Consider the following 22,774-nt stretch of genomic DNA (forward strand, 5'->3'; position numbering starts at 1 on the left):
TTTCGGTCACTTGTTGATCCTCTTCTCGAGGCGGTTCGACAGCTTGGTGAGCGCCATGATGATGATGAAGTACATGACGCCGATGATCAGCCACATGTTGAACGACTGGAAGTTGCGCGCGATGATGATGCGCCCTGTCTGAGTGAGCTCGGCGAGTCCGATGACCGACAGGATCGACGTGTCCTTGAGGGTGATGACGAACTGGTTGATGTACGACGGGATCATCGTGCGAATTGCCTGCGGCATGATGACTTTTCGCATCGACTTCATGTAGCTGATGCCCAGGCTTCGTGACGCCTCCATCTGTCCCTTGTCGACGGACAAGATGCCGCCGCGGACGATTTCAGCCATGTACGCGCCGGCGTTGAGCGAGAGCGTGATGATGCCTGCGGTGAAGGCGGACATCTGGAAATGCAGGGCTGCCGGGATGCCGAAGTAGATGAAGAACGCCTGCACCAACAGCGGTGTGCCGCGGAAGATGTCGACGTAGGTCGTGCCTATACCTCGGACGAACATGTTGGTGGACACGCGGCAGAGACCGAAGATCGCACCCAGGACCAGAGCGATCGCGATCGAGACGACCGAGAGAACGATCGTCAACCACAGGCCCTTGAGGAGCTGGGGATAGGTGCTCTTGATCAAGCCGATGATGGAGTTGTCCGACGTCGACGCGCCCTGACCGAGGTAGGTCGAGACGATTTCGTCGTACTGGCCGTCGTCGCGCAGGTTCTGCAGTCCAGCGTTGAACATCTGGAGCAGTTCGGCGTTCTGGCCCTTGTTGACTGCGAAGCCGTAGCTCGCGCCCACCTCTTTTTCGGTGACCGTCTTGAGGCCGTTGCCCTGTGTGATGCCGTAGGCGAGGACGGGGTAGTCGTCGAAGACTGCGACGGAGTTTCCGGTGCGGACCTCGTCGTACATGCTGGCGGAGTCGGCGAAATAGACTGTCGTGAAGCCGTATTGGTCCTTGATGGACTCGGCGAAGCTGGCGCCCTCGGTGCCGTTCTTGACGGCGACGCGCTTGCCCTTCAGATCCTCGTACGCCTTCACGTCGTTGTCGGTCTCGAGGACCGCCATCTGCACGCCCGACTCGAAGTACGGGTCGGAGAAGTCGAAAACCTGCTTGCGGGCGTCGGTGATGGACATGCCGGCGATGACGCCGTCGGCCTGCCCGGCCTGCACGGCCTGAAGCGCAGCGTCGAAGCCGAGCTGCTTGATGTCGACCTTGAAACCTTGGTCCTCGGCGATCGCGTTGAGGAGATCGATGTCGATGCCGACGAGTTTGCCGTCTTCGTTCTCGAATTCGAACGGGGCGAATGTCAGATCGGTGGCGATCGTGTAGGTGCGACCGGGTTGCGCGCTCGCGATTCCGGGGGCGAACAGCGCTGCGATCAGCGCCAGCAGGATGGCCAGGATCGGCCACCTGGCATTACGTGGTCTGTCGAATCTTCTTCGCACTATCGCCCAGCTTTCTTCTGTCGCGCCCGGGATCGCCGGACTGCTTTGAACCAGACGAGAACATACTGCGCCCAGAGCTGAATCGATACACGGGTATCGGAGCCGGAAAGTGCAGAACACACGACACGCCGTTGCCGTTCCGTGACAAAAGTCGCATTTCGTTGTGATTTGGTTGCCGATACAACGCTCGGTCGTTACCGTATTGTGATCGAACGTCGTCTGCCTTGGGATTTCCTGTGTCGCCTTTTGCCAAGATCAACTCCACGAAGTCACCACTTCTCTATTCAGTGGTGGGTGCGTTGCTTCTGACGCTCATCGTCGGAGGTGCGCTCGCCGTGGTTCGGCACAAGACGATCACCCTCGACGTCGACGGCGACATGATTTCGCTGTCCACGATGTCGAGCAGCGTCGGTACCGCTCTCGAGGACGCCGGATACCCGGTCGATCCCAAGGACGCGCTCGCTCCCAGCGCCGATTCCTCACTGTCCGACGGCGATACCGTCGTACTGCGACGTGCCCGTGAGTTGGCGCTGACCGTGGACGGTCAGCCGACGACCATCTGGACCACGGCATTGACGGTCGACGAGGCACTGAAGCAGGTAGATGTTTCCGACGACTTCGCAGTCTCGGCTTCGCGCTCGCATCGTCTGCCCCTCGAACGCACCGAGCTCGACGTCGTCAGCCCGAAGACCGTCAGCGTCAGCGACGGTGGTGCTCCGGCGGCCGAGATCAAGCTCGCCGCCGTGACCGTCGGTGATCTTCTCGCGGCCAAGAATGCGCCGCTCGAGCAGGCCGACTCGGTGGTTCCCACCGCTGACACACCCGTTACCAACGGCCTGACCATCCAGGTCACCCGCGACCGCACGGACACTCGCGTCGAGACGCAGCCGATCGCGCCGCCCGAGAACAAGGTCGAAGATCCCGAGCTCGAGAAGGACAAGACCGTCGTCGAAAACCCGGGTGTTGCCGGCGAGCGCACGGCCACCGTCGAGGTCAAGACCGTCAACGGCGTGGAGGCCGGACGAACCGAACTGTCCGCGACCGTGATCAAGGAACCGGTCGCAGCAGTGGTGAAGGTCGGAACCAAGCAGACTTCCGCGCCCGCTGTGTCCAACGCGTCGACGTGGGACTCCATTGCTCAGTGCGAAGCGACCGGAAACTGGGCCATCAACACCGGCAACGGTTTCTACGGAGGACTTCAGTTCACCCAGAGCACCTGGGAAGCATTCGGCGGCGGTCAGTACGCAGCGCGCGCCGACCTCGCATCACGTGAACAGCAGATCGCGATCGGCGAGAAGGTCCGCGCCGGTCAGGGCTGGGGTGCGTGGCCGTCCTGCACCAGCAAATTGGGCCTGCGCTGACGCGCCCACACTCCACACAGAACTCAGGAACCCATGTCACCGTTCGCCAAGATCAACTCGACCAGGTCGCCGTTGTTGTACTCGGCGATCGCCGCTCTTCTCCTGACGGTTCTCGTGGGTGGCGTTCTGGCCGTCGTCCGGCACAAGACCATCACCATCGACGTCGACGGTGAGCAGATTCACCTGAGCACCATGTCGACCAACGTCGACGGCGCTCTCGAGGACGCGGGTTACCCGATCGGTGACAAGGACGCGGTTGCTCCCGCGGCCGACGCGTCGCTGTCCGACGGCGACACCGTGGTGCTCCGTCGTGCTCGTGAGATCACGCTGACGGTCGACGGTCAGCCACAGAAGCTCTGGACCACCGCCTTGACCGTCGACGACGCGCTCAAGCAGTTGGATGTCTCAGCGGATGTGCACGTGTCGGCGTCGCGCTCGCAGCGTCTCCCGCTCGACGGCGCCGCGCTCGACGTCTTGACACCTGTCGTCGCAAAACTGGTCGACGGCGCAAACGCGGCGGCCGACGTGCGTATCGCGGCACCGACGGTGGGCGAGTTCCTTACGGCCAACGGCACTCCGCTCGAGCAGTCGGACACGGTGGTTCCCGCCGCCGACGCTCCGCTGACCGAGGGCCTCGAGGTCACGGTGACGCGCAACCGCACCGAGAACAAAGTCGAGACCTTGCCGCTCGATCCGCCGGATCAGCGCATCGAGGATCCGACGATGAACCAGAGTCGCACGATCGTCGAGAATCCGGGCGTTCCCGGCGTGCGTGACGTGACGTTCGCCGTGAATCTCGTCAACGGTGCCGAGGCCGGACGTACACAGGTATCGGAGACGATCACCACACCGGCGCAGCCGAAGGTCGTGCGCGTGGGAACGAAGCCGGGCACCGAGGTGCCGCCCGTGGAGAACGGTTCGACGTGGGACGCGCTCGCACAGTGCGAGGCCACCGGCAACTGGGCTATCAACACCGGCAACGGTTTCTACGGCGGCGTGCAGTTCGACCAGAACACGTGGGAACGGCAGGGCGGGTTGAAGTATGCGCCTCGCGCCGACCTCGCAACCCGTGAAGAGCAGATCGCGATCGCGACGCAAACGCAGCGCACTCAGGGCTGGGGCGCATGGCCGTCGTGCTCGGGTCGCCTCGGACTGGGATAAGTTCTACTGGTGTCAGACGCCGAACAATCGAACGAACCCATCGCTACTCCGCGCGGGCAGGCAGCCCTGCTCGGTCCGGTCGAGGTGCGCGCTCTTGCCGAGGAATTCGGTGTCCGGCCCACGAAACAGTTGGGGCAGAACTTCGTTCACGACGCCAATACCGTGCGACGCATCGTCACCACGGCAGGCGTCACTCGTGACGATGTCGTTCTCGAGGTGGGGCCGGGTCTCGGTTCGCTGACGATGGCGCTGATGGACGTCGTCGATCGTGTGATCGCGGTCGAGATCGATCCCAACCTCGCGGCTCGCCTCCCGAAGACGGTGGCCGAGCGAGCGCCGGAGTTGGCCGATCGACTGACCGTCGTCGAAGCGGACGCGATGCGTGTGCTGCCTTCACAGATACCCGGCGAGCCGACCGCACTGGTTGCGAACCTGCCGTACAACGTCGCGGTGCCGGTGCTGTTGCATCTGTTCGCATCGCTCCCGAGTCTGCGGACCGCACTCGTGATGGTGCAAGCCGAGGTTGCCGATCGCCTGGCGGCTGATCCGGGAAGCAAGATCTACGGCGTTCCCAGCGTCAAGGCCAACTTCTTCGGCGAGGTTCGCCGCGCCGGTGCCGTCGGACGCAACGTGTTCTGGCCGGTGCCGAAGGTGGAATCAGGTCTGGTTCGTATCGACCGGTACGCGGAGCCGCCGTGGCCGATGGACGAGAAACACCGCAAGCAGGTTTTTGCTGCCATCGACGCCGCATTCGCGCAGCGCCGCAAGACTTTGCGTGCCGCGCTCAGTGGTTGGGCAGGTTCGCCTGCCGAGGCCGAGCGACGGCTCCTCGCTGCCGGCATCGAGCCACAGACGCGTGGCGAGATGCTCGACGCAGCAGCCTTCGTTCGGCTGGCTGGAGGCGAATAGCCCCGTGCGCGGTTAAGGAGTGCAGGGACTCCCTAACCGCGCACAGGGGCTTGCCCCCTTACTTGAACCGCCGCAACCTCAGGCTGTTGCTCACCACGAACACACTGCTGAATGCCATTGCGGCACCAGCGAGCATCGGGTTGAGCAGGCCGGCCGCAGCCAGCGGGATCGCAGCCGTGTTGTATGCGAATGCCCAGAACAGGTTGCCCTTGATGGTCTTGAGCGTCTTGCGGGACAGTCGAATTGCATCGGCTGCCGACCGCAGGTCACCTCGCACCAGGGTGATGTCGCTGGCCTCGATCGCAACGTCGGTACCCGTGCCCATCGCCAGACCGAGATCGGCCTGAGCCAGGGCCGCCGCGTCGTTCACGCCGTCGCCGACCATGGCTACGACGCGTCCTTCCGCCTGCAGCTTCTTGACGGCGTCGACCTTGTCCGCCGGCATGACCTCGGCGAAGACGGTGCTGATCCCGACCTGATCCGCCACAGTGCGGGCGACGGTGGCGTTGTCACCGGTCAGCAGAACCGGTTCGAGGCCGAGTGCCTTCAACTGCGCGATTGCTTCGGCGCTCGTGTCCTTGACCGCGTCGGCGATTACGAGGATGCCGTGCGCCTTGCCGTCCCAGCCCACCGCGATTGCGGTGCGCCCGGCCTTCTCTGCTTCAGCTTTCGCGTCACGGAGATTTTCCGGCAACGGCATCGACCAGTCGGCGAGCAGCGCGTCTCGGCCGGCAACAACGGCATGACCCTCGACCATTCCCTGCACGCCGCGACCGGCGACGTTCACGAAATCCTCGACCGCAGGCAATTCGCCCACGGCTTCGGTCGCACCCTTCGCGATCGCAGCGGCGATGGGGTGCTCGGAGCGATGTTCGAGGGCGCCGGCCAGCCGAAGGACCTCGTCGACGGTTGTTCCTTCGCCCACCACGGTGTCCAGCAATGTCATCTGACCGGTGGTGACGGTTCCCGTCTTGTCGAGCACGACGGTGTCGACTGCGCGCGTCGATTCGAGCACCTCGGGTCCCTTGATGAGGATTCCCATCTGGGCTCCGCGGCCGGTGCCCACCAACAGAGCTGTGGGCGTTGCCAATCCGAGAGCACAGGGGCACGCGATGATCAGGACGGCGACCGCAGCGGTGAATGCCATCTCGATGGGGTTGCCGGTACCGAGCCAGTAGCCCAGTGTCGCAACGGCAATCGCGATGACGACCGGTACGAAGATGCCGGCGATTCGATCGGCGAGGCGCTGAACTTCGGCCTTGCCGTTCTGGGCGTCTTCGACCAGTGCCGCCATCTGGGCGAGTTGGGTGTCGCTCCCGACGCGGGTGGCCTCGACGGTCAATGTTCCACCGACGTTGACGGTGGCCCCGACGACGGTGTCTCCGACACCGACTTCCTCCGGCACGGATTCGCCGGTCAACATGCTCATGTCGACGGCTGAGCGGCCTTCGGTGATGATGCCGTCGGTGGCGATCTTCTCGCCGGGCCGAACGATGAAGGAGTCGCCCGCTGCCAGTTCTTCGGCGGGGATTCGTACTTCGACGCCGTTTCGCAGTACCGCGACGTCTTTTGCACCGAGTTCCATGAGCGCGCGTAGTGCGGCGCCGGACGTGCGCTTGGACTTGTGCTCGAAGTAGCGTCCGGCGAGCACGAACGTGATGACGCCCGCGGCAACCTCGAGGTAGATGTTGGCGCTGCCGTCCATCCGGTCGACCGTCAGTCTGAACGCGTGTTTCATTCCCGCTTCGCCCGCGGTGCCGAAGAACAGTGCATACAGCGACCAGACGAACGCTGCGATGGTGCCCAGCGAGATGAGCGTGTCCATCGTTGCGGCGCCGTGACGCAGGTTGACCCAGGCAGCCCGGTGGAAGGGAAGGGCCGCCCACACGATGACCGGTGCGGCCAGCGTGAGGGAGAGCCACTGCCAGTTGTCGAACTGCAACGCAGGAATCATCGCCATCGCGATGACCGGCACGGAGAGCAGAGTCGAGATGATCAGGCGGGTACGAAGCTCGCGCAGATCACGATCCTGCGGGGTTTCCGCATCCGGGTCGACGGTGTCTGGCGCGCTGGGCGGTTTCGGGAGCGCGGCAGCGTAACCGGCATTCTCGACGGCGGTGACCAAATCTTCGACGGGTACTCCGTCCGGGAAGGTGACCTTGGCTTTTTCCGTCGCGTAGTTGACCGTGGCTGTGACGCCGTCGATCTTGTTGAGCTTCTTCTCGATTCGTGACGCGCAGGAGGCGCAGGTCATTCCGGTGATCGCGAGTTCGACGCTGCTCGAGTTGGCAGCATTGTCGACCGCAGTCGGTGACGTCATCAGTGCCCTCCCTCGTGATTGTCTGGAACTGAAGCTGCGGAAATGCCTGCATCAACAGTGAATTCGGCGGTGCGAACCACGCCCTCGTGCTGGAAGTCGAGGAACAGTCGGTATGTGCCTTCGCTCGGCGCCTGTGCGTGGAAGGAAACGTCAGGACCGGGAGAAGTGACGCCGTCGCCCGGTTCACCCTCGGGGTGAACGTGCAGGTAGGCGAGGTCGCCGGTGCGAAGCGCAACAAGATGACCGTAGGCACCGAGGTACGGATCGAGATCGGTGACCGGGGCTCCGTCGCGAGCAACGCTCAGCGTGATCGGGCCGCCGGCAGTGGTCAGATCACCGTCGAGAGTCACGGTGTATCCGTCGACGGTTGCGGTCGCGCTCTTCGCGGGCAGCGGCGCAGGAGTGAATTCGCCTGCCACGTCGAAGTTTCGGCCGAGTGTCAGTTGGGTGCCGTCGGTGGGATCGAAGTCCGCGAAGACTCGGTAGGTGCCGGCGACGGGCCAGGTCCAGTCGATCGACCAGGTGCCGTCTGCGGCGAGAGAAGGATGTACGTGGCGGAATTCGCTGGTGTCGTTTCGGACGACGATGAGGTGGAGCTTCTTCTCGTGCAGGAGGTCGAAATCGACGACGGGCTTGTTGGTGCTGTCGAGAATCCGGAAGGTCAAGGTTCCCGGCTCCCCAGCTCGACCGGGTGCGGTCATGTCGGTGAGTGTGTATCCGCCGGAAGAGACTTCGAGCCCTGCGGGTGTCGCCGAATCCATGCCTGGCATCGATTCAGCGGTTGATTCGTGAGTGCTGTGCTGGGTAGTGGACATGTCTATCGGGCTTCCGATTGCGGCCCCCACGCCGAGGGCGGCGCCGAAGACGGCGACCAACCCGACGGCGTAGGTGGCAAGTGTTGTCGAGGTGCGCACGGCTGACTCAGCTTGGTACGACTGCGTAGCCGGCTTCGTCGACTGCTGCGACGACGTCGGCTGCGGAGACGGGGGCATCGCTGGTGACAACGACGCGTCCGCTCGCCAATTCGACATCCACCGCGGTTACGCCCGCGATGTTGCCGATCTCTTCCTTGACGGATCCGACGCAGTGTCCGCAGGTCATTCCGGAAACGGTGTATTCGGCGGTGGTCATCGCAGATCCCTTCGCTTGTGTAAAACTCATTTTACGGATACCCGGTGTAGGTATCTCCCTGGGACTGAAGGTACCCCCAGGGGGTATGACTGTCAACGGGTTGGGCAGTGACGAAGGCCTCAGGGAAGACAACAGGGCGGATGTGTGGTCTACTTGTGTTGGTCGTAAGTGTTTGTGTTTGTGTTTCCACGCTCGCAAATGGTTAGGTTGCGAGCGTTTGGACATCCTCCACGGATTTGTCTCAGAACGGTCGTAGTAAGTGACCCGGGCGGTCGAAGCGACTGCCTGTTGACACTGTGTTAGAGGAGATTTACATGGCAGAGGGCATCGTGAAGTGGTTCAACTCCGAGAAGGGGTTCGGCTTCATCGCTCCCGAAGACGGCAGTGCTGACGTCTTCGTTCACTACTCCGAGATCCAGAGTGGCGGCTTCCGCACTCTCGAGGAGAACCAGCGCGTGGCGTTCGAGATCGGTCAGGGCAACAAGGGCCCGCAGGCCACCGGCGTTACCATCGTCTAAGACGTCCATGTGAGTCGGGCAACCGACGCATGACGTACTGACAAGACCCCAACTCTTCGGAGTTGGGGTCTTGTTGCATTTTGGGTGAAAAGTGCTCTCACGCATCGAGATAACGCTGAGCGGCCACTGCGGTTTCTGCTGCGATCGCGCGGCATTCCTCGCGGAGTTCGGGTGGATTCACAACGGTGAAATCGACGTCGAAAGCCCTGAGCCACATTGCGATCGACCGTAGGGAAGTGCCCGAAAGCACTATGACGCAACGCCCTTCGTCGGTGGACTCCACTGATCCCCACTGCTCATTGACCATTGGTGCTATCTGCTCGATGGGTGCATGCAGTAGAACTGTTGCGCGCGTGGAGGAATAAGCCCGGGCGACGCCGCGCGAAACGAAGTCTGCCGCGCCACCGGCCGGTAGTTCCCGCGGCGTGAACCGCGGACCGGTGGGAATCTTGGGTTCCATCCGGTCGACGCGGAACGACCGCCAGTCTTCGCGAGATAGATCCCAAGCCACCAGATACCACCGAACACCCGACCGTACGAGCCTGTACGGTTCCACCTCGCGTCGGCTCTGGGTGCCGTCGTGAGTGCGGTAGTCGAATCTCAAACGCTCGTGGTTGTGGCATACGGACGCGATGGCGGACAGTACCGACGCATCGACTGCGCTCGCGGCGGGCTCGCGTGGCACGACGTCGATCGACAGCGACTCCAGACGGTGTCGCAGCCTCGACGGCATGATCTGCCGCAGCTTCGCCAGCGCGCGCATCGAAGCCTCGCCGATGCCGACCACAGAGCCGGTCGCTCCGGACTGCAAAGAGAGCGCCACCGCGAGCACTTCTTCGTCATCGAGCTGTAGCGGGGGCATCTCCGCGCCCGCTCCCAGGCGATATCCACCGCCGACGCCGACCGTCGCGTCGACCGGGTAGCCGAGATCGCGGAGGCGGTCCACGTCGCGTCTGACTGTGCGCGGGGTGATCGCGAGCTTGTCTGCGAGTTCGGCACCGGACCAGTCTCGACGTGTCTGGAGCAGTGACAGCAACCGCAGTAGGCGAGCCGATGTCTCCTTCATGGCAAGAAGTCTGCCAAACATTTAGGACCCAATGCGTCCTCAATTGAATTTAGGTTGGTCCTCATCCGACCAGTCGAGAAGAAATTGGGGCACATCATGAGTCGCATCAACAACGGCAGACCGATGATCGAGACGGAGGCGCTCACCAAGCACTTCGCCCAGGGCAAGAAACTCGTGGAAGCAGTCAAGGGAGTCACTCTTGACGTAGCGGAGGGCGAGTTGGTCGCCTTGCTTGGGCCGAACGGTGCCGGAAAATCGACGACGTTGCGCATGCTGACCACCTTGCTCGAGCCCACTTCCGGTACTGCGCGGATCGCAGGATTCGACATCGCTGCGGCACGAAACGAGGTGCGCTCCAGCCTCGGATACGTCGGACAGGGGAACGGAGCCGGCCACAACCAGCGGGTTCGCGACGAGTTGGTGACGCAGGGGTTGTGCTACGGAATGCCCAAGGGCGACTCGCAGGTCCGGGCCGACGAATTGCTGCGTGATCTCGAACTCACCGAGTTGGGTACTCGAAAGGTCAGTACGCTGTCCGGCGGGCAGCGACGGCGGCTCGATATCGCTCTGGGCCTGGTCCATCGCCCACCGCTCCTGTTCCTCGACGAGCCGACCACGGGCATGGACCCGCAAAGTCGGGCCAACCTCTGGGACCACATCCTGCGGTTGCGGCGCGAGATGGGCACCACGATCGTGCTGACCACGCACTACCTCGAAGAAGCGGATTCGATGGCAGAGCGGGTCATCGTCATCGACGAAGGCACTGTCATCGCGGACAACACCGCTGCCGCACTCAAGGCCGATCTTGCCGGAGATCATTTGTTGCTCACGTTCGACAACGCCGAAGCGGCCGCCATCGCGGCGTCGGTGGCCGAGCAACTTGTCACTGTGCGTGAGGTCACGGTCGAGGCAAGCTCGGTGAGTATCCGTGCCGGCGAGGGTGATTCGACGCTACCGGTATTGCTGCGTGAAGCCGATGCCCGCGGCGCCCGCGCAGTCACTGCCGACATCACCAGGCCGACTCTCGACGACGTTTTCCTCACTCTCACCGGCCGCAGCCTGCGCGAGAGCGCCGCCGCGGTTGCTTCCTAGAACTACGACGAAGAACTACGACGAACAGGAATCCGCCATGACAATCACACTCGATACCCCACGTAGCGCGCACGGCAACATTGTTCGAGACAGCGCGATCGTGATGGGCCGTGAACTGCGACCGATGTTGCGTGACCCGGTCAGCGTCATCTTCAGCCTCATCCAGCCGCTGATCCTGTTGGCCCTGTTCGGGCCTCTGCTCAAAGGGGTCCCGGGAACCGGCGACGGCGTATGGAATTGGTTCATCCCCGGTGTATTGGTGATGATCGCGATCTTCGGCACGACGATGACCGGTTCCAACCTTCTGATGGAGATGCAGCAGGGATCCCACGAGCGAATGTTGGTGACTCCGCTCAGACGCTCTTCGTTGTTGATCGGGAGGGCATGCAAGGAGATGGTTCCGCTTGCCGCGCAGGCGATTCTGATCATCCTTGTTGCGCTACCGCTCGGATTGGACGTCAATGCAGCGGGCGCTGCGCTCGGAATCGTCCTGCTGGGAGTGTTCGGCGTCGGACTCGGTGCGCTCTCGTACGCTCTCGCTCTGGCTGTGCGGGAGCAGGATTGGATGTTCTGGGTCGTTCAGCAGACGCTGATGTTCCCGCTCCTGATCCTGTCGGGAACCATGCTTCCACTCGATGACGCACCAGGTTGGATGAAGGTCCTCGTGAACATCAATCCGCTGGGCTACGTCGTAGACGCCGAGCGGGCACTCTTTGCCGGTGACTTCGCGTCGGGCAGCGTTCTGGCAGGAATCTTCGCTGCCGTCAGCGTGGCTGTGGTCGGGCTGGGGATAGGCGTGCGCGCGGTGAAATAGCGTGGGTGTGCTTGCTGTCGGATGGGATGCGGCGGTCGCAGGTTTTCGCCCAGGTGTTCGCAGCGCCTATTGTTGTTCCTTGTGCTCTCCGTCGTTCCTCGCCCCGTAGTTGTCCGGGCCCCGTCCAAGGTGAATCTCCACCTTGCCGTCGGGGACCTGCGAGACGACGGCTATCACGAACTGACGACCGTTTTTCAGGCATTGTCGCTGGCAGACACTGTCACGGTGGCGCCTGCGGACACCTTGACCGTGCGGGTGATCGGCGACGACGCCGCGGCCGTACCGACCGATCGCACCAATCTCGTGTGGCGTGCCGCCGAGATGCTTGCGGCCGAGGGTGGCGTGGCCCCGAATGTCGAGATCGTCATCGAGAAGGGCATTCCCGTCGCAGGCGGTATGGCCGGCGGGAGCGCCGACGCGGCAGCCGCGTTGGTTGCGCTCAATTCGTTGTGGAAACTCGACTTCTCGCGGCCTGATCTCGACGCCTTCGCGGCACGTCTCGGGAGTGACGTTCCGTTCTCGCTGCACGGTGGCACTGCCCTCGGGACCGGTCGCGGTGAACAACTTGTCCCCGTCTTGACGCGCCGCACCTTTCACTGGGTGTTGGCGCTGGCCAAGGGAGGCTTGAGCACGCCGGTTGTCTTCCGGGAACTCGACAAGCTTCGCGCCGAAGGCACACCGAATCGATTGGGTACCGCTGACGAGTTGATTCACGCGCTCACCACCGGTGACCCTCATGTGCTCGCCCCGCTGCTCGGAAACGATCTGCAGGCGGCAGCACTCTCACTCAACCCGGATCTACGACGGACGCTGCGAGCGGGTGTCGAAGCCGGAGCTTTGGCCGGCATCGTCTCCGGCTCCGGACCGACGTGCGCCTTTCTCTGCGCCGACGCACAGTCCGCGGTGGAAGTGAGCGCAGAACTTGCGGGAGCGGGGGTGTGCCGCACCGTTCGCGTGGCGAGCGGACCCGTTCCCGGAGCACGAATACTCGACAATGCGGCAAAGGGACAGCACTGATGGCGAATCTGATCAATCTGGAAAACGTGTCGAAGTCTTTCGGCGTCAAGCCGTTGCTCGACGGGGTCTCCCTGGGCGTGGAGGAAGGCGAGCGCATCGGTGTCGTCGGCCTCAACGGCGGCGGCAAGACGACCATGCTCGAAGTCCTCGCGGGTGTGGAGCAGCCGGATTCGGGACGCGTGAGCCGCGTCGGCGGATTGCGCATGGCCGTCGTGACGCAGCGCGGTGTGTTGCCTCCAGGCTCCACGGTCGGTGAAGTAGTCCTGGGGCCGCTCGGAGTGGCTCAGCACGAGTGGGCCGGCGATGCTCGAATTCGTTCAGTGCTCTCGGGTATCGGCATCGACAACTTGGGCGCCGGCGGCGAGCGGTCCGCATTGGACGCCAAGGTCGACGGCTTGTCCGGCGGTGAGCGTCGCCGCGTGGCTCTCGCTGCGGCTCTGGTTCAGGACCTCGATCTGCTGGTGCTCGACGAGCCGACCAACCACCTAGACGTCGAAGGTGTTCAGTGGTTGGCCGAGCACCTCGTCTCGCGTCGCAGCGCGCTTGTCGTCGTGACCCACGATCGCTGGTTCCTCGACACCGTCGCCACCCGCACCTGGGAGGTTGTCGGTGGCGGCGTCGAAAGCTACGAGGGTGGCTACAACGACTGGGTGTTCGCCCGCGCCGAGCGTTCGCGTCAGGCCGACGCTTCCGAAGAGCGTCGACGCAACCTTGCGCGCAAGGAACTCGCATGGCTGCGCCGCGGTGCGCCGGCCCGTACATCGAAGCCGAAGTACCGCATCGAGGCCGCGGAGGCCTTGATCGCCGACGTTCCGGCACCTCGTGACGCGGTGGCACTTGCGTCCTTCGCCCAGCGTCGACTCGGCAAGGTTGTCATCGAACTCGAAGACGCGCGTCTGGAGACCCCGGACGGCCGCGTACTCGTCGAGGATCTGACCTGGCGGCTCGCTCCGGGGGAGCGTGTAGGCCTGGTCGGTGTCAACGGCTCGGGCAAGACGACTCTGCTGCGGACGCTGGCCGGTGAACTCGAGCCCGCAGCAGGCAAGCGCATTCAGGGGCAGACCGTCCACATCGGTTGGCTCAAGCAGGAACTCGACGATCTGCCGACCGACATGCGCGTACTCGACGCGGTCAAGGACGTAGCCGAGCGAATCACGCTGGGGGACAAGGAAGTGTCAGCCGGTCAGCTGGCTGAGCGGCTGGGCTTCACACCGGCGCGTCAGCGCACCCCCGTCGGCGATCTGTCCGGTGGTGAGCGCCGCCGTCTGCAGTTGACGCGTGTCCTCATGGCCGAGCCCAACGTTCTGCTTCTCGACGAGCCCACCAACGATCTCGACATCGACACGCTTCAGCAACTCGAGGATCTGCTCGACGGCTGGGCGGGCACCATGGTGGTCATCTCGCACGACCGGTACCTGATCGAGCGCATCTGTGACACCACCTGGGCTCTCTTCGGTGATCGCAAGCTCACCAACCTGCCGGGTGGTATCGAGGACTACCTGCGTCGACGCGCAGCGATGGGGGACGGCGACAACCCGTCGGTGGCCTCGACGGCGAGTGGTGCGTCGAAGAGCAAGCAGGTCCGCGACGGTGCCGCGGATCGCGCTGCACGCAAGGAACTTTCGAAGCTCGAGCGATCCATTGCGAAGTTCGACGACCGCGAGAAGAAGCTGCACGCTTCCCTCGCCGACGCAGCCACCGACCCGGACAAGCTGCCGAAGCTCGGGGCTGAACTCAAGCAGGTCATCGCGGACAAGGAAGCCGCCGAGGAGCAGTGGATGGAGCTGTTCGCCGAGCTGGACGGCTAGGGGAATTTCGCTCCGAACTTCTTGAAGATTCGCTCTGGATCCACACTCTCCGGTGCTTGCTCGCGTAGCAGTGCGTCCAGCACGATCCCGTCCAGTGCTGCGACCAACTCCGTTGCATCGGACGATGTCATGCCGCGTTCGACCAAGATGTCGACAAACCGATCCCGACCACGCACCAGTTCCACTGCGAGGTCGGGATCGTGGAATGACGCGATGATCAGTTCGTAACGCGCCCGGGTGCGGCCGGATTCAGGCCCCAGCCACCGGGCCACTTGTTGCTTCGGCGTCTCGCCTGGGCGAGGAAGATCGCCGTCCAGAAGGTGTCGCACCACCTCGACTATCAGTCCACGTTGATTTGCGAAGTAGTGCCGTGCGCTGCCGTGTGGCACGCCTGCCTCGTCTTCGACGCCTCTCATCGACCAGGCTCGAAACCCAACCCGGCCCAGCAGGTCGAGCCCGGCGTCCAGAAGTGCTTCTCGCGTCGATTTCTCCACGCAGAGAAGATACCGTGATACGTTCTTCTCCGCGTGGAGAAGTTCTTGAACTGGGTTGAACTCACTGGGGGTGAAGCATGGTCGTCCTTTTCGACATCCTGCTCGTGCTGTGTGTTGTTGCGATTGTGTGTTTTGCGGGGTATGTCTTCTATCGCGTGATATTGGACGACTAGGTGAATGTTGATGTACTTCAACAGGTCTCGAGTCTTCATGTTCCTGAAGTTGTCCGCTTTGTCTCTGGCTATCGAAAGTATGTTCGATTAAGATTTCGGTATGGACAGTCGGGATGCGTGGCAGCTGGATGGTGAGGGCCTCAAGTGTGAGGTTCTGGATCTGGTGCGTGTCCGGCACGAGTTGCAGTCGCGGATGGTGTTGCTGATCGTGGAGATGTTTTCCCGTGAGGTTCTCGGCGGGAAGGGTTTTCGGGCGATCGCACAGTGGTTGCATGGTTCGACGAATTTGGAGATCGGTGAGTGCAGTCTGCTGGTCGGGTTGGCGCGGTTGTTGATGCTCGAACCTGTTGTGGGCGATGCGTTTCACCGTGGTGATGTGGATGCGTTGAAGGCGCGTCAGGTGGCGTCGTTTTGTCAGCATCCGCCGAAGAACATGACCCTGGCGGATGTGGACAAGGCCCGGGGGATTCTGCTCGGGTTGGCGTCGAAGAACATTGCCGATTGTGATGCGGTGCGGGCGGCGATCCGGCGGATCGAGAAGCAGTACGGCAAGCGTGAGGACGGTGTTCCGGTCGGCGAGGATTCCGAACGTAATGAGTTCTACGCCTCGAAAGGCTTGTACGGGCGGGAGTCTGTGAAGGGCGATCTGGATGCGGTCAACGGGGCACGGTTGATCACGCTGCTGTCGAGCCTGTCCGCTCCGACACCGGAGAAGGACGGTGTCAAGGACACCCGCACGCCTGCTTTACGACGGGCGGACGGGTTCTGCGAACTCCTGCGCCGGTATGAGCGGGCGGGGTTGGGTCCGATCGAGGGCGGCGTGAAACCACACATCACGGTGACTGCGTCGGCCAAGGACATGACGGACCTTAAAGTTCTGAAAGACCTCTTGCCGTCCACCGAGGAGTTAGGGTTCGCGTGGACGGATTGGGTGGGTCCGATCAGTATCGACACTGCCCGGATGCTGGCCTGCGACTGCACCGTGACGCGGATCTTGTTGGATGAGAACGGTGTTCCGCTCGACTGCGGTAAGGAAGTAAGAACAGCGACGGTTCCGCAGCGGCGGGCGTTGGCGGTTCGGGATGGTGGGTGTGCGTTCCCGGGGTGCGGGACGCCGTCGGGGTGGTGCGATGCTCACCATATTGTTCACTGGAACGATGGTGGCCCAACGGATCTCGACAACCTGGTTCTGTTGTGCGGTCATCATCATCGGACGATGCATCACACGGAGTGGCGGGTGGAGATCGGCCCGGATCGAAAGACGGTGTTCTATCCGCCGATGTCGGTTGATCCGCACCAGCATCCGATCGGCGGGAACAGTCCGCCCACCGCGGCGTGAATCGCGACAACTGAAGACGTGAGCGCCGGGGCACAAACATGCCCCGGTGCTCACGGCTGTCGACCGTCAGAACGTGAGCGTGAGCTTCCCGTTCTCGTCGCTGATATGAACGGTCCGCCCGATCGCCGCCGGGTTGTCACCGCGAAGCTGGGTCAGTTCGGCGGCATTCTCGGGACCGGTGTGACCGGCGACACGGCCGCCGTCCGGCGTTGTTGCAATCACGAACCCGATCTCAGGTTCGCCAGTGCGACCGTATTCGACAGAGGCAGTGACGATTTCCGCAGTGCCCTGGTAATCGGTGATCAGTTCCGGAGCTTCCGCGGTCAAAGCACGTGCGTCGGGGTCACCGACGTACCCGTCGGCATGAGCGGCGGCCGACAGCAGTACGCAGTGCTGGTATGTGAGGAATCCACCGTTGGCGTGGACGAGGGCAAGGTTCGCGCCGTCGCGAATTCGCCTGGTGACTTCAGCGACGGAATGCAGGGTGTAGCTGTTGAGCGGTCCGCCGAAGAACGAGTGACCTCCTGTGACGCTTGGGATCGCGGTATCGGGAAGTCCGAGTTCGCGGATCAACAGCTTGGGCACGATCGGGAAGCAGCTGTAGGCATCTACGATGTCGAGTGCGTCGGCGCCGACTCCGGCACCATCGAGTGCGCGATGCACGGCGTCATGCATCGCGGCCGAGCTGTCGAAGCTGTTGCGGCTGAGGATGTCCAACGGATCACTCGCACCAGCGCCGCCCCAGAGGTACACCAGTTTGCTTTCATCGATCCCGAACTCGCGGGCCGTCGACAACGAGCAGACGACAACGGCCGCAGCCTGATTGACGAAGGGCATGGCGTTGAGCATCAGTGGGTACGGCTCGGAGACCATCCGATTGCCAGGTCCGACGGTGCCGATCTCGTCTGCCGATCGGATCTCCGACGTCCAGGAGGCTGGATTCTTCGATGCCAGTTCCGAGAATGCGGCGTACATCTTCGCGGACCAGGCGAGCGATTCGCGGGCGCCGTGGCCCTCGGAAGCACTGAAACAGTTCTCGAAGAGCGGGTAGACGCGCGTCGGCACGATGAAACCGGCGCGCTGCATTTCAGGGCTTCCCAGGTCGGCCGGATCGAATCCGGGAGGCCCACCGGGCGCAGCGGTCCACCCGATCGAGTCGGGAGCGACTCCGGACTTTCGCAGCGCGGTGCTGCTGGCGTGCGATTCGCCGCCCACGAGCAGAGCAGCCGAGGATTCACCGCGAGCGATGGCCGCGCCGATCCGATCGAGGAGTGCCGCCGGCCAGTGGCCACCGATCGGCGAGGTAGAGGTGACAGTGGGGGTCGCGCCTAATCGTGAGGCAAGCAGCCCGGGGAGATCGTCGTACGACCAGCTGACCGTCTTGATCGCGAACACGGAATCGATCTGTGTTCCCAGCTCAGCGCGTCCACTGTCGTTCAACGCGGCGACGGTGGCGTCGTGAATCAAGTCAAGAGGTTCGCGGTGCCCGTCGGCAGGATTCCAGCGCAGATCGCCGACGCCGACGATGACCGGGATTCGTGATGCGTCAACCATCATGTACCTCTCGTTGCCGACCCGTAGCCGGGAGTTGCAGTCACGATATCGGGGACCCTGGTATGTGTAACTCTGGGGTCACAGTCAACAATTTTCGGGTTCCTATTTAGGTATGCCTAACGAAAGTCCTATACTCGTCTTCATGACAGCTGTGGCAGAGAGAATTTCGGTGCCCGTGGGGCCGCGTTCCATCGATCACCCCTACTCGATGACAACGGTGACTCTGAAGCTCTCTCATCAGCGGCAGTGGGCCCCGCATCGTCATCCTGAACATGAGCTGATCTGGGGAAACTCCGGTGGAATGCTCACGGTTGTCGCTGACGGCATCACCTGGGAGGTGCCGCCTTCGGCCGGACTGTGGCTGCCTGCCGGGGCGTTGCATGCCGTGAAGGCGGGCCCAGGTACCGAGTTCTTCTGCACGTACTTCCGGCCTGAGGCGCACGCCGCGCCGTCGGGTGTTCCGGGCTTGTTCGGTGTCAGCGCTCTCCTGCGTGAGGTACTCCTGCACATGCATCGGCGGAACATGCCCGACGAGGCGCGCAGTCGCGCCGAGCGGGTGGCCTTCGACATGTTGCAGCCGCTCGAAGTTGCTGCGGTGGAGGTTCCGATGCCGACCGATCCGCGAGCGTTGTTCGTCGCCGAAGCGTTGGTCGCCAATCCGGCAGACCAGCGGTCGCTGTCCGAATGGGCGCTGACGGCCGGCGGTAGCGTCCGTACGCTGACGCGTGTGTTCGCTCAGGGCACGGGAATGACCTTTGCACAGTGGCGAATTCAGGTTCGAGTCCGCGCAGCACTGACGTACCTGGCTGCTGGCGTGCCGGTTTCGGTTGTCAGTAGGCGGGTCGGATACGAAACTCCGAGTGCTTTTGTCGCAGTGTTCCGCCGGGTCACCGGCCGGACACCCGGCAGCATGATGAACAAGGGGAGCGTGGCTCCCGAATCGGTGCCGTATCTCCTGCACGCTTGAGTTGGGTTGCACCGGGCGGAAGTGCCCGGTGCAACTGTCGCGATCAACGCCGCGGCGCGGACCACGCTTCCCACAGTTCCGCGTACCGACCCCCGATGTTGACCAACTCGTCGTGAGAGCCGTGCTCGACGACGCGGCCGTCGTCCATCACCAGAATCTGATCGGCGTCGACGGCCTGTGAGAGTCGGTGTGCCACTGTGACAGCAGTGCGCCCCCGGGTCAGAGCCAGAGCGGCATCGTCGAGGACCTTGGCTCCGGCGCTGCCCGCTTCGGCGGTCGCCTCGTCGAGAATCAGCAGCGGCGGATCCAGTAATTCGATTCTTGCCAACGCAAGTTGTTGTGCCTGTGTTGCGGTCAGCCGGTGTCCACCGTCCCCGACGACTGTCTCGAGTCCGTCCGGGAGCGCCCGCAGCCAATCGGAGGCGCCGACGGTATCGAGCGCTGCGATGATGTCGCTGTCGGTTGCCGACGGGTCGGCCAGCCGCAGATCCTCGGCCAACGTGCCGGCAAAGACGTGGACCTCCTGAGTCACGAGGGCCACCGCGCTCCGAGAGGTCGACGGTGGCAGTTCGTTCCGGGGCACCGTCCCGATCTTCACGACGCCTTCGGTCGGTTCGTAGGTCCCCGCGACCAGTTTTGCGACTGTCGATTTTCCGGCTCCGGTAGCGCCGACGAGTGCCGTGACGGTTCCTGCCGGAAGGGTGATGTGGATGTCTCGCAGAACAGGAGCGTCGCCGCTTCGGTACGAGAATGTGACGCGTTCCAAAGACGCCGAGCTGTCGACAGGTTCCTGCGGATCGGTCGGTGCGGATGGCACGGGCGCAAGGGTGACTCCGACCAGGCGAGCCAACGCGATTGTGCCTTCCTGCAATTCGTCGAACACGCTGAGAACTGCGCCCACCGGATCGAAGAGGCGGTGGAAGAACAGGGCGGCGGCGGTGGCGGCGCCGATGCTGATCTGACCGTCTTTCACCAGCCAGAAGCCTGTGATCAGCACAGCGGACAGGCCGATGAACTCCGCGATGTTGAGCCGGCCGAAGAACCTGGTGCGTAGACGCGTGGTCAACAAGCTCAGGCGGACGGCGGCCATCGATCGAGATTCGATCTGTTCGAGATGCGGCTGGGCCAGGCGAAGCGATCCGACGGTGTCGGAGTTGCTCAGCGAGTCCAGGAGCTGTTGCGCACGTGCACCTTCCGCCTCCCGCTCCTCGCGATAGACCGGTGCAGACCTCGAGAGGTACCAGCGCAGCGCCTGGATCTGGATGGGTGCCGCGATCACCGCGGCGACAGCGAATCGCCAATCGAGGCTACCCAATCCGATCAGCGTCAACACGATGGTCAGTGCCGCGGTGGCAAAAACCGGAAGTGCTTCGGATACGGCCCGAGTCACCAACCGCACGTCGCCGGTGATGCGGGAGACCAGGTCTCCGCGCCCGGCGCGTTCGACGTCGCTCTGGGGAAGGTCGAGAACCCGGACGACAACTTCTTCGCGCAGGTCGGCGACAACACGTTCACCGACACCGGCAAGCAGGTAGTTGCTCACTCCGACGAGAAGGGACGAGGCAACCGCGATGCCGACCAACGCGAGAGTCAGTGTGCCGATGCGAGAGACAGCGTCGCCGTCTCCGTCGGTCACGGCGTCGACCATGGCGCCGAGGACCAGCGGTGTGAGCAGACCGATCGCGGTCGCGGCGGTCAGGGTGACGACTGCTGCGATCGCGGAGATCCGGTGGGGTCCCATCAACCGAAGTGCCGCGCGGCGCGCTTGTTTCGGTGTTGCGGTGGGGAGTAGTTCGTTCACAGCTCGATCACCCGATCGCAGATATCGAGCAGCACGGGGCTGCTGGTCAGAAGTATTGTGGCGTGCGCCCCGCGTACCTCGGCGATCCCGCGAGCAATGCGCGCTTCGGTGACGGAGTCGACGGCAGTGGTGGGATCGTGCAGCACCAGGACGGGCGCTTCGCTTGCCAGTGCCCTCGCCAACGCGATGCGCTGACGCTGTCCGCCGGACAAAGAATTCCCTTGCTCGGTGACTCGGGTGGCGAGGCCGAGCGGCAGTGCAGAGATCACTTGATCTGCGGCGGCAGCGGCTATGGCCTCGTCGTTGCGGCGACCGATCGGTGCGAGGGCGTCGATGTTGTCGCCGACTGTGCCGATGAACAGTGCCGCGTCGTGCGGTGCTGCCAGAACGTGAGTGCGAAGTTCGTCGATGTGCAACTCGTGAATGGCGTTGTCGCCGAGATGAATTGTTCCGCTCGAAGGCTCGATTCGACGCGCCAGTGCGTCGACCAACGCATCCGCCCATGCGGCATTCTCGGTGACAATGCCGATGATCTCGCCGCGTTTGACGTCGAGATCGACTGGTGACGCTCCGGCCAACACGACGTCGCGCAGCGTCAGGAACTCGGAGTGATTCAGGGGCACAGGTTCACCCGCGGGAGTCACAGCCTCGGTGGTCCCGAGAAGTGCTGCGACGCGGTTGGCGGAAGCACGCGCCCGTGCCAGGCCGGCGCCGAAGTAGATGATGTCGATCAACGGACCGCGAAGGAACTGTGCCAGACCAACCACGGCAACGAATTCACCGACCGAGATGCTCCCGGACGCTGCCATCCGTCCACCCACGTACGCGATGACGGCGAGGAAAGCACCGGCGATCGCAACATTGGCGGCGGAGTACATCGCTTGGTATCGCTGTGCGCGAAGGGTTGCTTCCAGCGAAGTCCGGCTGGCTCCCCGATACCGCTGCGCTGCAGCATCTCCGGCGCCGATGCCGGAGAGGATTCGAAGTCCGGAGAGTAGATCTGCGGCCAGGGCACCGGCCTTGGCGCCCTGCCATTGATCGGTCTCGGCTCGGCGTTCGAGCGGTCGACTGACCACCTGCATGAGAGCCAGCACCGGGGGCGTACCGAGAATGACGAGCAGGCCGAGTGGCACCGAGATCACCAGAAGCGAAATCGCGGCGGTCAGCACTCCACAGGCGGCCGCAAGTTTTGTGCTCAGCGTGTGTGTGAATCCGGCCACCGAACCCGCGTCGGATGTTGCAATCGAGTAGACCTCGCCAGGCATGCGCCGCGGCGACATGCCGTGCGGATCGAGGCCTCGGCGCGCGATGTCCATCCGCAAGCGATGCGCACCGTGCTCGGTGACGGAATCGGAGATGCGTGCCGCGAAGCGCCAACTGAGCAACAAGCCGGTGAAGAGAATTCCGAGAACGAGGATCCACTTTCCGAGTGCGGCGGCATCGCTGGTCGCGACAGCACGGTCGATCACCGCACCGATCACCACCGGCACCAACGCTTCCGCGACCTGGTGGCCGGTGAAGCCGACGGACGCCGCCGCCAACTTGGCTCCGCGACCTTCGGAAGCGATCGCGCGTGTGATTACCTGGCGCGGCGTGATCGCCGTGCCGGTTGGGGGACCGTTTGTCTCGGCCGAAAGAAGTGGTGTCGAAGGCACTGGGTCCACGCTAGGGATCGTGGGCGGTAGTCAGAAGTCACACCGGTGCCAATACTTGTCGTGAACAGGCCATATGTATTGCGTTGGCCGAATTGCGATAGTAGTTGGCCCCGTTGCAGCGGAGAAGGCATCGACTCAT

General features: G+C 63.3%; 19 protein-coding genes. 10 read left to right on the plus strand and 9 right to left on the minus strand.

The features are described 5' to 3' along the window. Positions 1 to 6: 6 nt before the first annotated feature. Positions 7 to 1,455, minus strand: a complete 1,449-nt coding sequence (locus QMA15_RS18085; RefSeq protein WP_019744701.1) for an ABC transporter permease subunit — start codon at positions 1,453 to 1,455, stop codon at positions 7 to 9. Positions 1,456 to 1,691: 236 nt separating this feature from the next. Here QMA15_RS18085 and QMA15_RS18090 point away from each other — a divergent pair, with 236 nt between their 5' ends. Genes QMA15_RS18090 through rsmA form a run of 3 tightly spaced genes read left to right on the plus strand, consistent with a single transcriptional unit; the run spans position 1,692 to position 4,886 of the window. Further along, positions 1,692 to 2,816: a resuscitation-promoting factor gene (locus tag QMA15_RS18090; protein WP_019744700.1), complete on the plus strand. Its 1,125-nt coding sequence runs from the start codon at positions 1,692 to 1,694 to the stop codon at positions 2,814 to 2,816. Positions 2,817 to 2,849: 33 nt separating this feature from the next. Next, positions 2,850 to 3,977, plus strand: coding sequence for a resuscitation-promoting factor (locus QMA15_RS18095; RefSeq protein ID WP_019744699.1), 1,128 nt, complete (start codon positions 2,850 to 2,852; stop codon positions 3,975 to 3,977). A gap of 9 nt (positions 3,978 to 3,986) precedes the next feature. After that, positions 3,987 to 4,886, plus strand: a complete 900-nt coding sequence (gene rsmA / locus QMA15_RS18100; protein WP_003946263.1) for a 16S rRNA (adenine(1518)-N(6)/adenine(1519)-N(6))-dimethyltransferase RsmA — start codon at positions 3,987 to 3,989, stop codon at positions 4,884 to 4,886. Between the two features lie 58 nt (positions 4,887 to 4,944). On the opposite strand, the gene QMA15_RS18105 is transcribed toward rsmA, so the two are convergent. Genes QMA15_RS18105 through QMA15_RS18115 form a run of 3 tightly spaced genes read right to left on the minus strand, consistent with a single transcriptional unit; the run spans position 4,945 to position 8,337 of the window. Next, the gene (locus QMA15_RS18105) at positions 4,945 to 7,206 is read right to left on the minus strand and encodes a heavy metal translocating P-type ATPase (protein WP_019744698.1); all 2,262 of its coding nucleotides are present in this window, start codon (positions 7,204 to 7,206) and stop codon (positions 4,945 to 4,947) included. Beyond that, positions 7,206 to 8,120, minus strand: a complete 915-nt coding sequence (locus QMA15_RS18110; protein WP_019744697.1) for a hypothetical protein — start codon at positions 8,118 to 8,120, stop codon at positions 7,206 to 7,208. Before QMA15_RS18110 ends, QMA15_RS18105 begins: the two co-directional genes overlap by 1 nt. Positions 8,121 to 8,127: 7 nt before the next feature. Beyond that, on the minus strand, positions 8,128 to 8,337 hold the full coding sequence (locus QMA15_RS18115; protein WP_003946267.1) for a heavy-metal-associated domain-containing protein: 210 nt from the start codon (positions 8,335 to 8,337) through the stop codon (positions 8,128 to 8,130). A gap of 314 nt (positions 8,338 to 8,651) precedes the next feature. Between QMA15_RS18115 and QMA15_RS18120 the strand changes: the two genes are divergently transcribed. Next, positions 8,652 to 8,855: a cold-shock protein gene (locus tag QMA15_RS18120; protein ID WP_003946232.1), complete on the plus strand. Its 204-nt coding sequence runs from the start codon at positions 8,652 to 8,654 to the stop codon at positions 8,853 to 8,855. Positions 8,856 to 8,952: 97 nt separating this feature from the next. On the opposite strand, the gene QMA15_RS18125 is transcribed toward QMA15_RS18120, so the two are convergent. After that, positions 8,953 to 9,921, minus strand: coding sequence for a YafY family protein (locus tag QMA15_RS18125; protein WP_019744696.1), 969 nt, complete (start codon positions 9,919 to 9,921; stop codon positions 8,953 to 8,955). A gap of 96 nt (positions 9,922 to 10,017) precedes the next feature. Here QMA15_RS18125 and QMA15_RS18130 point away from each other — a divergent pair, with 96 nt between their 5' ends. From QMA15_RS18130 to QMA15_RS18145, 4 genes are all read left to right on the plus strand, one after another. After that, a complete protein-coding gene (locus tag QMA15_RS18130; protein WP_019744695.1) occupies positions 10,018 to 11,013 on the plus strand; it encodes an ATP-binding cassette domain-containing protein in 996 nt (331 codons plus the stop codon). Positions 11,014 to 11,050: 37 nt separating this feature from the next. Further along, positions 11,051 to 11,827 (plus strand): ABC transporter permease, encoded by a 777-nt coding sequence (locus QMA15_RS18135; RefSeq protein ID WP_019744694.1) that lies wholly within the window; start codon positions 11,051 to 11,053, stop codon positions 11,825 to 11,827. 81 nt (positions 11,828 to 11,908) lie between these two features. Further along, entirely contained in the window at positions 11,909 to 12,844 is a 936-nt protein-coding gene (locus tag QMA15_RS18140; RefSeq protein ID WP_024487798.1) for a 4-(cytidine 5'-diphospho)-2-C-methyl-D-erythritol kinase, read from the plus strand. After that, a complete protein-coding gene (locus tag QMA15_RS18145) occupies positions 12,844 to 14,652 on the plus strand; it encodes an ABC-F family ATP-binding cassette domain-containing protein (protein ID WP_290285695.1) in 1,809 nt (602 codons plus the stop codon). The genes QMA15_RS18140 and QMA15_RS18145 overlap by 1 nt, the downstream gene beginning before the upstream one ends. Here QMA15_RS18145 and QMA15_RS18150 read toward each other — a convergent pair. After that, the gene (locus tag QMA15_RS18150; protein WP_019744692.1) at positions 14,649 to 15,146 is read right to left on the minus strand and encodes a TetR family transcriptional regulator; all 498 of its coding nucleotides are present in this window, start codon (positions 15,144 to 15,146) and stop codon (positions 14,649 to 14,651) included. The genes QMA15_RS18145 and QMA15_RS18150 overlap by 4 nt on opposite strands. Before the next feature lie 273 nt (positions 15,147 to 15,419). Here QMA15_RS18150 and QMA15_RS18155 point away from each other — a divergent pair, with 273 nt between their 5' ends. Continuing rightward, positions 15,420 to 16,658 carry an HNH endonuclease signature motif containing protein gene (locus tag QMA15_RS18155; RefSeq protein WP_290285698.1) on the plus strand — a complete coding sequence of 413 codons (1,239 nt, stop codon included), beginning with the start codon at positions 15,420 to 15,422 and terminating at the stop codon, positions 16,656 to 16,658. 66 nt (positions 16,659 to 16,724) lie between these two features. Here QMA15_RS18155 and QMA15_RS18160 read toward each other — a convergent pair whose 3' ends face one another. After that, the gene (locus tag QMA15_RS18160) at positions 16,725 to 18,215 is read right to left on the minus strand and encodes an acetyl-CoA acetyltransferase (protein ID WP_019744689.1); all 1,491 of its coding nucleotides are present in this window, start codon (positions 18,213 to 18,215) and stop codon (positions 16,725 to 16,727) included. Between the two features lie 139 nt (positions 18,216 to 18,354). Here QMA15_RS18160 and QMA15_RS18165 point away from each other — a divergent pair, with 139 nt between their 5' ends. Continuing rightward, positions 18,355 to 19,179 (plus strand): AraC family transcriptional regulator, encoded by an 825-nt coding sequence (locus QMA15_RS18165; RefSeq protein ID WP_003946247.1) that lies wholly within the window; start codon positions 18,355 to 18,357, stop codon positions 19,177 to 19,179. Between the two features lie 43 nt (positions 19,180 to 19,222). Here the strand turns inward: QMA15_RS18165 and QMA15_RS18170 are convergent, their stop codons facing one another. Together QMA15_RS18170 and QMA15_RS18175 are read right to left on the minus strand one after the other, a co-directional pair. Next, positions 19,223 to 20,980 carry an ABC transporter ATP-binding protein gene (locus QMA15_RS18170; protein ID WP_021332707.1) on the minus strand — a complete coding sequence of 586 codons (1,758 nt, stop codon included), beginning with the start codon at positions 20,978 to 20,980 and terminating at the stop codon, positions 19,223 to 19,225. Beyond that, positions 20,977 to 22,635 carry an ABC transporter ATP-binding protein gene (locus QMA15_RS18175; protein ID WP_252858526.1) on the minus strand — a complete coding sequence of 553 codons (1,659 nt, stop codon included), beginning with the start codon at positions 22,633 to 22,635 and terminating at the stop codon, positions 20,977 to 20,979. The genes QMA15_RS18170 and QMA15_RS18175 overlap by 4 nt, the downstream gene beginning before the upstream one ends. Positions 22,636 to 22,774: the final 139 nt, after the last annotated feature.

Origin of the sequence: Rhodococcus sp. APC 3903 (assembly GCF_030407755.1) — a bacterium.
Taxonomy (GTDB): domain Bacteria; phylum Actinomycetota; class Actinomycetes; order Mycobacteriales; family Mycobacteriaceae; genus Rhodococcus_F; species Rhodococcus_F erythropolis.

What these genes read in the sequence shown, in the direction of transcription:
- QMA15_RS18095 (WP_019744699.1), top strand. Translation starts at nt 2,850, where the DNA reads ATGTCACCGTTCGCCAAGATCAACTCGACCAGGTCGCCGTTGTTGTAC.
- QMA15_RS18105 (WP_019744698.1), bottom strand. Translation starts at nt 7,206, where the DNA reads ATGACGTCACCGACTGCGGTCGACAATGCTGCCAACTCGAGCAGCGTC.
- QMA15_RS18115 (WP_003946267.1), bottom strand. Translation starts at nt 8,337, where the DNA reads ATGACCACCGCCGAATACACCGTTTCCGGAATGACCTGCGGACACTGC.
- QMA15_RS18120 (WP_003946232.1), top strand. Translation starts at nt 8,652, where the DNA reads ATGGCAGAGGGCATCGTGAAGTGGTTCAACTCCGAGAAGGGGTTCGGC.
- QMA15_RS18125 (WP_019744696.1), bottom strand. Translation starts at nt 9,921, where the DNA reads ATGAAGGAGACATCGGCTCGCCTACTGCGGTTGCTGTCACTGCTCCAG.
- QMA15_RS18130 (WP_019744695.1), top strand. Translation starts at nt 10,018, where the DNA reads ATGAGTCGCATCAACAACGGCAGACCGATGATCGAGACGGAGGCGCTC.
- QMA15_RS18135 (WP_019744694.1), top strand. Translation starts at nt 11,051, where the DNA reads ATGACAATCACACTCGATACCCCACGTAGCGCGCACGGCAACATTGTT.
- QMA15_RS18145 (WP_290285695.1), top strand. Translation starts at nt 12,844, where the DNA reads ATGGCGAATCTGATCAATCTGGAAAACGTGTCGAAGTCTTTCGGCGTC.
- QMA15_RS18155 (WP_290285698.1), top strand. Translation starts at nt 15,420, where the DNA reads ATGGACAGTCGGGATGCGTGGCAGCTGGATGGTGAGGGCCTCAAGTGT.
- QMA15_RS18160 (WP_019744689.1), bottom strand. Translation starts at nt 18,215, where the DNA reads ATGATGGTTGACGCATCACGAATCCCGGTCATCGTCGGCGTCGGCGAT.
- QMA15_RS18165 (WP_003946247.1), top strand. Translation starts at nt 18,355, where the DNA reads ATGACAGCTGTGGCAGAGAGAATTTCGGTGCCCGTGGGGCCGCGTTCC.